Consider the following 9,655-nt stretch of genomic DNA (forward strand, 5'->3'; position numbering starts at 1 on the left):
AGGCGGAGGCGACATGAAGCCTCCCGAGCTGATCCAGCAGGCGGCCGGCTTGCTCCGAGCCCGCTTCGATCTCAACGAGTACAACCCGACCCCGATCGTCGACCTCGGCGCGCTCGTGGCGAACGCCGACGGCACCGTCGACGCCGAGGAGATCGACGCCCTGCGGCAGCTGATCGAGCCGATGCTGGGCGCCCAGCTCAACGCCGAGCTCGTCCGCTACCTCATCGAGGCGAGCCTGAAGGTGATCGCGGCGGCGGGCGTCGAGCCCCGGGTGCGCCTGCTCGCGGAGATCCTCATGGACTGCGACGCGGTGGAGGAGGGCATCCTCATCGCGCTGGCGGTCGCCCACGCGAGCGAGGGGATCTCCGACGCGGAGCGCGCGGTCATCGAGCTGCTCGCCCGCGCAGCCGAGCTCCCCGCGCGCCGGCTCGATCAGCTGAACGAGCAGGTCCGGGCGGCGTTCGCCGCCTGACGGCGGCCTCCGCCGAGGGAAAAAGGCCTTGGCAGACCGCGCGCGGCGTCAGCCCTCTTCCTTGGTCGCGAGCAGCCGCGAGAGGCGATCGCCCTCGATGCGGACGGCGATGACCTTCTCCCGGTCGAAGACCACCGCGCCCGGGGCCGCGCCGCGCGGCTTGCGCACGTAGCGGCGCTGGACGTAGCTCACCTCGCATACCGCCTCGCCGCGCGCGTCGCTGAAGTGCGCCGCGAGGGTCGCGGCGTCCACGAGCACGTCCGCCGGGCAGCTCGCCCCCTTCGCGAGCGGCACGACGACGTGCGACCCCGTGACGCCCTTTGCATGAAGCCAGAGGTCGTGCGGGCGCGCGTGCTTCGTCGTCAGCGCGTCGTTGTCCTCGGCGCCTCGGCCGACGAGGATCGCGGCGCCGGACGCGCTGCGGTAGGCGTGGAACGGCCGCCTCGGCGCGGGCCGCCCGGCCCCGGGGGCGCGGGCGCCGGACGTCCCGGGCTCGCCGGCGCCCGCGAGCTCCGCGCGCGAGACGCCGAGGGAGCGGGCGCGCTGCGCGAGCGGCTCGAGCGACTCGGGCCGCGCCTCCGCCGCGGCGACGTCCGCCTCGAGCGCGGCGATCGCCGAGAGGGCGCGCTCGGTCTCGGCGAGGCGCGCGCGCATCACCGCCTCGCCGCGCTGGTAGCGCCGCGCCTTGGCGAAGAAGACCTCGGCCTGCGCCTTGGCGGGGCGCGACGGGTCGAGCGCGACCTCGATCTTGCCGCCGGTCTCCCAGTCGTCGAGGAGCGCCTTCGCGGCGCCCCGCGGCACGCGGGCGGCCTGCGCGAGCAGGAGCTGCCCCGTCTTCTGCAGGCGCGCGACGCTGCCCAGCCGCCCGAGATCGCCGCGCACCGCCTCGGCCCTGCGCTCGAGCGCCGCGCGCCGCGCCTTCACGGCGCGCGCGAGCGCCGCCTTCTCCTGCCCGGCGGCCGCATCGTCGCTCGCCTCGACCAGCGCCGCGCCGGCGGCCAGGGGATCCGCCGGGTAGGCGATCGCCGCCGGGGGGGCGCCCCCCTGAGGCGGCCAGCGGAGGATCAGGTGGCCGGCGGCGTCGAGCAGGCGCGCCTCGCCGCGGCGTCCTGGGGCGAGTTCCAGCCGCGCCCCCGGGGACGATCCCAACCTGGGTGGGGGTACCACCGGCCCCAACCCGGGTTCGGGTGTGGCCAACCCCAACCCGGGTTCGGGAACTGCCGCCGGCACCAACCCGGGTTCGGCCGCGGCCAACCCCAACCCGGGTTCGGGTGCGGCCACCTCGGCCACCTCCAACCTGGGTGCGGCCTCCGCACTCCCTCGGTCATTTTCCACCATGACCGCATCGCCACCCCCCGCGACGATCACGATCCCGTCGCTCCGCACCTCGATCGCCAGCACGCGGCGGCCGACCAGGTGCGCCCTCATGGCGGCGACGAGCGGGTGCGACGCGCCGGCGCGGAGCCGGGGCAGCCTCGGCAGGATCCCTGCCCCCGCCACGCGTGGTCCGATGCCGGCGCCGAGCACGCGCCGCGTCCCGTCGTAGACGGCGAGCGCGACGAGCCCCGTCGCCGGGTTCGCGTGCGCCGCGTCGATCCGCGCCCCCACGCATCGCGCGAGCGCCTCGGCGAGCGCCCCGCCCTGCGCCGCGCTCCCCGGGTGGTCCTCCATGGCGAACGCGGCTCGTTCAGCGCAACGCTTCGAAGTACGGCCCGCAGCAGCGCAGCCCGAGCTCGCACGCCGCGCCGCGGTCCTCGCACGAGGCCACCTCTTCACCGTTGACGAAGCAGGAGCAGACGGTCTTGCCGGCGCCCTGGGCGCGGCACTCGGCCGCGACGACGAAGCCCTGGCACGCTCCCTTGCAACTGCAGGCCCTGTCGCGATCGCCGGCGCACTCGATCCCCGGGCAGCCGTCGCCGTTCGCGCACACGTCGTACTCGTCCAGGAACCGCTGGCACCGGGGCCCGACGACGTCGCAGTCGAACCTGCCGTTCGTCAGGCAGTCGAAGAACGGGATGAGCAGATCGTTGCACTGGGGCGCCTGGGCCAGCTCCGTGTCACACATCGTCCCGCAGCCGCCCGGCTCCGACGCTCCACACGTCTCCGCGTAACGCTCGCAGAAGCGCACGCACGCCGACCAGGCCTCGCCGCCGCCCGCCCCGCTGGAGGCGCTCCCTGTCCCCGACGTGGCCATCCAGGTCGCGCTGGTGCTGACCGCGCTGGAGCCGCTCCCGCCGATGCCGCCCCCACCGGTGCCCACTGCGCTGGAGCCGCCCACGCCGACGGTCACCCCGGTGGAACCGCCCACGCCGGAGCCGCCTACGCCGGCGCTCACCGAGACCGCACCCGTGCTGACCGCGCTGGAGCCGAACGCGCCCGTGCTGATGGCGCTGGAGCTCGTCGCTCCGGCGCCTCCGGACCCGTCGGGCATCCCATCGACGACGACGTTGCCACCGCACGCGCTCCCCCACGCCAGGGCGGCAAGCGCAGCGGTACGCATCCTGAGCATCGTCATTCCCATGGACAGCGAGAATACCCCAGGTGCGCGCCCGGGCGCGAGCGCCGCGTCGATCCGCGCCCCCCGCAGCGCGCGATCGTCTCGGCGAGCGCTCCGCCCTGCGCCGCGCTCCCCGGCTGGTCCCTCATGGCGGACGCCGCGCGGGCGTCCCTCAGCGAAACTCGTCGAAGAACGGCTCGCAACAGCCATGGGCGAGCTCGCACGCCGGGCCGACATCCTGGCACGTGGCCAGCTCCTTGCCGTTGACGAAGCAGGAGCAGACGAACCCGTCGTGCATGTCGGGGTGGCACTCGACCCCCAACGACGCGTTCGGGCACGAGCCATTGCAGAAGCAGGCCCGGTCGAAATCGGTGAAGCACTCGAGCGGCGAGCAGCGACCGTTGCCCCGGCACTCGTCGTACTTGGCCAGGAACGGCTGGCAGCGTTCCAGGGCGAAGTCGCAGTCGACGCCGCCGTTCGTCGCGCAGTCGAAGAACTTGGAAAGCAGGTAGTTGCACTGGGGCGCCTCGCCCAGATACTGCTTACAGAACCCCTCGCACTGACCCGGCTCCACCTGCTCGCAGGTATCCGTATAGGTCTCGCAGAACTTCATGCACATCGCCCAGGAATCGCCGCCGCCCGCCCCGGTGGAGGCGCTCCCTGTCCCTGACGTGGCGGTCGCGCTGGCGCTGACCGCGCTGGAGCCGCCAACGCCGGCGCCGACCGCGGTGGAGCCGCCCACGCCGACGCTGACCGCGAGCGCGCCCGTGCTGACCGCGCTGGAGCTCGTCGCCCCGGCGCCTCCCGATCCGTCGGGCATCCCGTCGACCACCACGTTTCCACCGCAAGCGCTTCCCCAGGCCAGGGCGGCGAGCGCAGCGGCGCGCATCCTGAGCAGCGGCATTCCCATGGGCCGCGAGAATAGCCCAGGTGCGCGCCCGAGCGCGAGCGCGGCACAGGCGCGACGGGCGGATCGAGGCGAGCCGCCGCGCGGCCTCTCGTCCGCCGCGCCGCTTTGCGATAGAGACCCGCCGCGTGCTCCTCGACCTCCTGCTCGCCCCGCTGCTCGCCCAGGCTGACGCGCTGCCCCGGCCCGGACCCGCCGCGTCCTGCCCGTCCGACATGGTGCTCGTCGAGGGCACCCACGCCGAGAACGTGCAGCGGATCTGCACGAGCTACCGCGGCGGCCACTGCTTCGACTTCTTCCCCGGCCTGTTCGCCGCCGAGCCGCGCTTCACGCCGGTGCGCACGTGCATGGACCGCCACGAGTGGCCGAACCGGGCCGGCGCGCTGCCGGTCGTGATGCTCCGCTTCATCGAGGCCGAGCGGGAGTGCGCCGCCGTCGGCAAGCGCCTCTGCACCGAGTTCGAGTGGGAGCTCGCGTGCGAGGGGCCGTCCGCGCTCCCCTTCCCCTACGGCCACGCGCACGATCCGGCCGCCTGCAACGTGAGCAAGCCGTACCGAGGGATCAGCGAGCGGCGGCTCGCGTCCGACGACCCGGCGGTGCGGGCCGCCGAGACGCAGCGGCTCTGGCAGGGAGAGCCGACGGGCTCGTATCCGGCGTGCGTGAGCCCGTACGGCGTCGTCGACATGGTCGGCAACGTCGAAGAGTGGGTATCGACCTCGCGCCCCGAGTGGCCACACCGCTCGTCGCTGAAGGGCGGCTACTGGTCCAAGCCGTGGGCCGGGTGCCGGGGGACCAACGACTCGCATGGACCGATGTTCCGGTTCTACGAGATCGGGTTTCGCTGCTGCAAGGATCCGCGGCCAGGGCCGTAGCACAGGGTCCCCCGAGGGCGAACCGGCGAGAGGATCGGTCACCGATTGCACGGAGCGGAGAAGACCGGAATGCCAGGTGATCCTCGATCGGAGCCCCGTTTGCCGTGGAGCGAACGCGGCCCCTTGGATGCAGGGATATATGGCGTACTGGCTGCACCGTGGGAGCACATGGCGCCTGATGTGGACAACTGGCCCCATCGCAGGTTGTTGTGCTTGAGGTGAAATGTTCGACGAATCTGCGGGTGCTCTCCGGCCGCAGACGAACATTTCAGAGTGATTGTCTCCCAAAACGATCTGATTGACCATCAGGCGATGGCCAGATGATCAATCCGTGTCTATTACATCGCCAGGTGCGCCGTCTCGGCGCCCCGATGGCTTGGAGAGTCAGGATGCGATTGGGAGCTTGTCGTTCCGCTGTTGCGATATCTTTCCTCGGTCTGGTCGCCGCCGCGTGCGCCGTCGCGACAGGGGGCGAGGAAGAGGAGGCGAGGATCGACCTGCCCCGTCGAGGAGAACGTATCCATCGTGTTGAAGGAGCCGGGCAACGCGTGGTGGAACGAGCTCCGCGTGCAGGGCCATCGCACCCCGGTGCGCAAGCTCGAGGTGTACGTCGGCGGGCGCTGGACGGAGGCCACGCGGCAGCCGTACAACTACTGGCGCGTCGGCAGCGGCGACATGGGGCAGGCGCCATGGCGTGTCCGTGTGACCGACGTCCTCGGCAAGACGATCGAGACCTCGATCAATACCACCACCGCCGAGCAATCCACCTCATCGCAATTCCCGGTTTGCCAGTGATCAATGCGGCTCGGCAGGCGCGGATCGGCCGACTCGCATGCACCTCGGCAGGGGGCGACTCGACCCGCAGCCTGCCGCTCCTGCCGGCGGCGTTTGCGCTTCCTCCTCCCCGCCGCGCTCGACTATCCTCGGCGCGTGATCCTGGAGACGCGGCTTCGCCGCCGCCCGACGGGCGCCGCCGCCACAATCCTGCTCGCCGTCGCCGCCTCGTGGGGCCCGCGCCCAGCGGCGGCCCAGACCGACTCGGCGCCCGCGCCGCCGCCAACGCCGTCAGGCATGACCACGACGGACCCTTCCTCCGAGCGACCCCTGACCAACCCGGCGCCGGAGCGCTCCTCGCCGCCCAGCCCTAGCCCCGCAGCCCCGGCGCCCCTGCCGACCTCGGTCGGGCGCCCCCGCATCGCCGCCGCGCGGGCCCGTACGCCCCCCGCCGTCGATGGCGCCCTCAACGACGCTGTATGGGCCAGCGCGACGCCGAGCGACGCCTTCGTCCAGAAGTTCCCCGACGAGGGGCGCTCGCCCGTCGAGCGGACCCTCGTGCGCGTCCTGTACGGGGACGACGCGCTCTACGTCGCCGTGGAATGTGAGCAGCGCTCTGCCCCGCTCCGCGCCCGGCTGACCCGCCGCGATCGGGAGATCGAGTCAGACTACGTGCGTGTCGCCATCGACAGCCGCTCCGCGGGGACGAGCGCCTTCGAGTTCGGCGTCAACGCGGCCGGAGTCCTCTACGACAGCCTTCGCTACAACGACACCGAGATCTCCGCGGACTGGGACGAGGCGTGGGAGGCTCGGACCGCCCGCACGGCTCGGGGATGGACGGCCGAGATGCGCATTCCCTACCGGATCCTCCGGTTCGACGCGGCGCCCGACATGGCATGGGGGTTTCAGGTCCGGCGCTACGTGTCCGCGCGCCAGGAGACGGACGAATGGGCCTTCATCCCACGAGCCGTCGGCGGCGAGGTCTCCCACTATGGTCGCCTCACCGGCCTGCGCGACGTGCCCTCGCGCGTCGAGCTCGCGCTGCGCCCGTTCGCGCTGGCGCAGATCCGCAAGCGTGATATCGACCCCGCCATCGCTGACAGCGGCGTGGATGGATCCGCGTCGGCGGGGCTCGACCTCGCATGGAACATCACCGAGGACCTCACGCTCGACGCCACCGTCAACCCCGACTTCGCCCAGGTCGAGGCGGACCAGCGCGTCCTGAACCTGACGAACTACGAGGTCCTGTTCCCCGAGCTGCGCCCCTTCTTCCTCTCGGGGATCGACGCGTACTCGACGCCCATCCAGGTGCTCTACACGCGCCGCATCGGGCTCGCGCCGCCGTGGCCCGCCGTGCGCACCGACGCGCCCTACGGGGAGCGCCTCGCCGACGTGCCCGGCCCGACGACCATCCCGTTCGCCGCCAAGCTCGCCGGCACGCTCGGGCCCTCCTGGTCCATGAGCGCGCTCACCGCGATGACAGCGCCCAACTCGGTCGAGATCGCCCCCGCGACGGGCCCCAGGGAGCTGCGCCTCACGGAGCCATCGGCCCTCTACGGCTTCCTCCGCGTGAAGCGCGAGCTCGGAGACAACGCGCATGTCGCGCTCCTCGGCACAGCCGCCCTGCGCGGCGAGCCGGGGCACGTTCCCGAGTTCCTTTCGGGCTCGGCCGCCTATCCCAGCGTGCCCGGGGAGGCCGGCGCGCCGCCCAGCCAGCTGTGCCCCGACGGGTCTGTCACCGAGGTGGGAGCCCGGTGCTTTCGCAATGCCTTCGTCGGCGGGGTGGACGGGCGCTGGCGCTCCCGCGGAGGAGATTACACCATCAAGGGCCAGGCCATCGCCACCGCGGTGACCGCAGGACCGGAGCAGCGCCTCCGAGACGGCACCGTCATCGCGTCGGGAGACGTCGCGCCCGGCGCGCTCCTCGATCTTATCAAGGATGGCGGTGAGCACTGGGTCGGCGAGCTCTACGGCGACATCTACGCGCCCAAGGTGGCGCTCAACGATCTCGGGTACCTCCAGCGGCAGAACCTCCAGCGCCTGGGCATCAACATCGAATACCGCACGCTGAAGCCGTGGTGGGCGACACTCGAGACGCACACGTCCCTCTTCGGCAGCTACAAGAACAACTTCGACGGACTGGCGCTCGCGCGCACGGTCCAGGTCGAGACATCGTGGAAGCTCCGCGGCTACTGGAGCGTCCTCGCCAACGTCGCGCTGATGGGCGCGTACTTCGATGATCGGGAGGTGGGCGACGGCACAGCGCTCGAGCGCGCGCCGGCCATCGAGACGGTGCAGACCGTCTCGACCGACCCGCGCGCCCCGGTCGCCGGGAAGCTCACCTCCACGCTGCAGTTCCGCGGGAACGGGAGGAACGTGGGGTTTGACGGCGAGCTGAACCTGCGCCCCGTCTCTCAGCTCGAGCTCGATCTCCTCTCGAGCGTGTTCCTGACCGACGGGGAGCCACGGTACGCCGGATCGGGCCCCGGCCCGGACGATCTGCTGTTCGGCCGCCTCTCGGCGCGCAGCGTCAGCGGGACCGTGCGCTCGACGTTCACCTTCACGCCACGGATCACGCTGCAGGCCTACGGGCAGCTGTTCCTCGCGTCGGCGCATTTCTCGGATTTCTCCGCGTCCTCGGCGACGCGCGGCGACGGGGCGCCGCGCGTCGTCACGCTCGAGTCCCTGCAGCCCGCCGCGCCCCCCGCGACGAACCCCGATGTCGAGGAGGTGGCGCTCAACGTGAGCGTGGTGTTCCGGTGGGAGTACGCCCTGGGATCGACGCTCTATGTCGTGTACACGCGGGCGCAGGCGCCCCTCGTCGAGCTCGCCGAGGGGGCGATCGCGACGCTCCGCCCCTCGCTGCTCGGCGCGGCCCCGGCGGTGGACGTAGGGCTCGTCAAGCTCTCCTATTTCCTCCCGCTCTGACGGGTCACGCGCGGACGAAGCGAACCCTCGCGTGCGCTGCGGAGGCGCGGGAGATGGCCTCTTCGCGCGAGGCGCCCGTCGCGATCACGTACCCCTGACGCGAGTCGCTGGAGAGGATCGGACCGAGCGCGTCGCCCGGCTTCGCCGAGCAGGAGACCCGGACCACGCCGGGCATGGCGCGCGCCTCGTCGAGGCCCTCGATGGCCTGAAGCGCGCCCCCGTCGACCGCGAAGAACCGGACCGCCGCCGCCTCGGCGACGGGACGGCGGGGCTCCTGCGGCAGGCCGACGAGCGCCCGCACGGTCTCTTTCACGAAATCGACCCCGCGCGTGAGGAGCGCGAGCTCCCAGATGAAGTCGCCGCCAGGGCGCGTGTTCGACTCGATGATCCTGGGCCCCCTGGAGGACAGGCGGAGCTCCGTGTGAGCCGGACCGTGCCGGTGCCCGATCCGGTCGAGGAAGCGGAGCACGCACGCAGAGATGCGCTCCGCCTCCGAAGGGTCGAAGCGCGCCGGCATCTGGTGCCCCACCTCGACGAAGCCCGGCTCGCCCGTGGTCAGCTTCTCGGTAATGGCGACGACCTCGTGCCGCCCGTCCACGCTCTGCGTCTCGACGCTGATCTCCTCGCCGTCGATGAACTCCTCCGCCATCAGGGGGAGCACCCCCGCGGCCGAGCTCCGGTCCCACGCGGCGCGCAGGCCCTGCCCGTCCCTCACCATCGAGACGCCCTCGCTCCCCGAGCCGCGCACGGGCTTGAGGATGAGGGGGCCCGAGATCTCGGCGTGGAAGCGCTCGAGGTGCTCGAACGATGGACACTCGGAGAAGCGCGTCGTGCCGACGTCGCTGCCGGCGAGGAGGCGACGCATCTCGACCTTGTCGCGGGTCGCGCGGACGGCGCCCGGCGGGTTGCCCGGAACGCCGAGGGCCTCGCAGACCGCGGCAGCCGGCTCGAGACCGTACTCCGTGAAGGAGAGGGCCGCCGACACGGGCTCGACGGCGTGGACGGCGCGGGCGAGCTGCAGCGTCTCGTTCAGATCTTCATAGTTGAAAACAAAGAGCCGAGTCGCCGACTCCACCTGTTGCGGTGTCGCCATGGCGCGACTCTGGAACACGGTCAGCTTGACGCCGGTCGAGGTGATCCGCCCGACGGTATCCTCGTGTCCACCCACCAGAAGCACGTGTGCCATTGTGACCTTCTCCCCGCGG

Annotated in this window: 8 protein-coding genes; 4 read left to right on the forward strand and 4 right to left on the reverse strand. The window is 72.2% G+C overall.

Features of this window, described 5'->3' with window-relative positions; genetic code table 11:
• Positions 1–13 precede the first annotated feature (13 nt).
• Positions 14–472, forward strand: a complete 459-nt coding sequence (locus WMF14_RS29170) for a tellurite resistance TerB family protein (RefSeq protein WP_272094173.1) — start codon at positions 14–16, stop codon at positions 470–472.
• Between the two features lie 48 nt (positions 473–520).
• On the opposite strand, the gene WMF14_RS29175 is transcribed toward WMF14_RS29170, so the two are convergent.
• From WMF14_RS29175 to WMF14_RS29185, 3 genes are all read right to left on the reverse strand, one after another.
• Positions 521–2,143 carry an NFACT RNA binding domain-containing protein gene (locus WMF14_RS29175; RefSeq protein ID WP_437791263.1) on the reverse strand — a complete coding sequence of 541 codons (1,623 nt, stop codon included), beginning with the start codon at positions 2,141–2,143 and terminating at the stop codon, positions 521–523.
• 16 nt (positions 2,144–2,159) lie between these two features.
• Positions 2,160–2,972, reverse strand: coding sequence for a hypothetical protein (locus tag WMF14_RS29180; protein WP_437791265.1), 813 nt, complete (start codon positions 2,970–2,972; stop codon positions 2,160–2,162).
• A 169-nt stretch (positions 2,973–3,141) separates the two neighbouring features.
• Positions 3,142–3,879, reverse strand: a complete 738-nt coding sequence (locus tag WMF14_RS29185) for a hypothetical protein (RefSeq protein WP_437791268.1) — start codon at positions 3,877–3,879, stop codon at positions 3,142–3,144.
• A gap of 125 nt (positions 3,880–4,004) precedes the next feature.
• Here WMF14_RS29185 and WMF14_RS29190 point away from each other — a divergent pair, with 125 nt between their 5' ends.
• The 3 genes from WMF14_RS29190 to WMF14_RS29200 all read left to right on the forward strand — a co-directional run bounded on the left by WMF14_RS29190 (position 4,005) and on the right by WMF14_RS29200 (position 8,450).
• Positions 4,005–4,748, forward strand: coding sequence for a formylglycine-generating enzyme family protein (locus WMF14_RS29190; RefSeq protein WP_437791269.1), 744 nt, complete (start codon positions 4,005–4,007; stop codon positions 4,746–4,748).
• 525 nt (positions 4,749–5,273) lie between these two features.
• Positions 5,274–5,543: a hypothetical protein gene (locus WMF14_RS29195; protein WP_437791271.1), complete on the forward strand. Its 270-nt coding sequence runs from the start codon at positions 5,274–5,276 to the stop codon at positions 5,541–5,543.
• A 276-nt stretch (positions 5,544–5,819) separates the two neighbouring features.
• Complete coding sequence (locus WMF14_RS29200; RefSeq protein ID WP_437791273.1) at positions 5,820–8,450, forward strand: DUF5916 domain-containing protein; 2,631 nt, start codon at positions 5,820–5,822, stop codon at positions 8,448–8,450.
• A gap of 4 nt (positions 8,451–8,454) precedes the next feature.
• Here the strand turns inward: WMF14_RS29200 and WMF14_RS29205 are convergent, their stop codons facing one another.
• Complete coding sequence (locus WMF14_RS29205; RefSeq protein ID WP_437791276.1) at positions 8,455–9,636, reverse strand: ATP-grasp domain-containing protein; 1,182 nt, start codon at positions 9,634–9,636, stop codon at positions 8,455–8,457.
• Positions 9,637–9,655: the final 19 nt, after the last annotated feature.

This window comes from Sorangium sp. So ce693, from assembly GCF_051521375.1.
GTDB lineage: Bacteria > Myxococcota_A > Polyangia > Polyangiales > Polyangiaceae > Sorangium > Sorangium atrum.

Excerpts from the sequence above, each read along its gene's own strand:
- WMF14_RS29170 (WP_272094173.1), top strand. The coding sequence starts at position 14 with ATGAAGCCTCCCGAGCTGATCCAGCAGGCGGCCGGCTTGCTCCGAGCC.
- WMF14_RS29175 (WP_437791263.1), bottom strand. The coding sequence starts at position 2,143 with ATGGAGGACCACCCGGGGAGCGCGGCGCAGGGCGGGGCGCTCGCCGAG.
- WMF14_RS29180 (WP_437791265.1), bottom strand. The coding sequence starts at position 2,972 with ATGCGTACCGCTGCGCTTGCCGCCCTGGCGTGGGGGAGCGCGTGCGGT.
- WMF14_RS29185 (WP_437791268.1), bottom strand. The coding sequence starts at position 3,879 with ATGGGAATGCCGCTGCTCAGGATGCGCGCCGCTGCGCTCGCCGCCCTG.
- WMF14_RS29200 (WP_437791273.1), top strand. The coding sequence starts at position 5,820 with ATGACCACGACGGACCCTTCCTCCGAGCGACCCCTGACCAACCCGGCG.
- WMF14_RS29205 (WP_437791276.1), bottom strand. The coding sequence starts at position 9,636 with ATGGCACACGTGCTTCTGGTGGGTGGACACGAGGATACCGTCGGGCGG.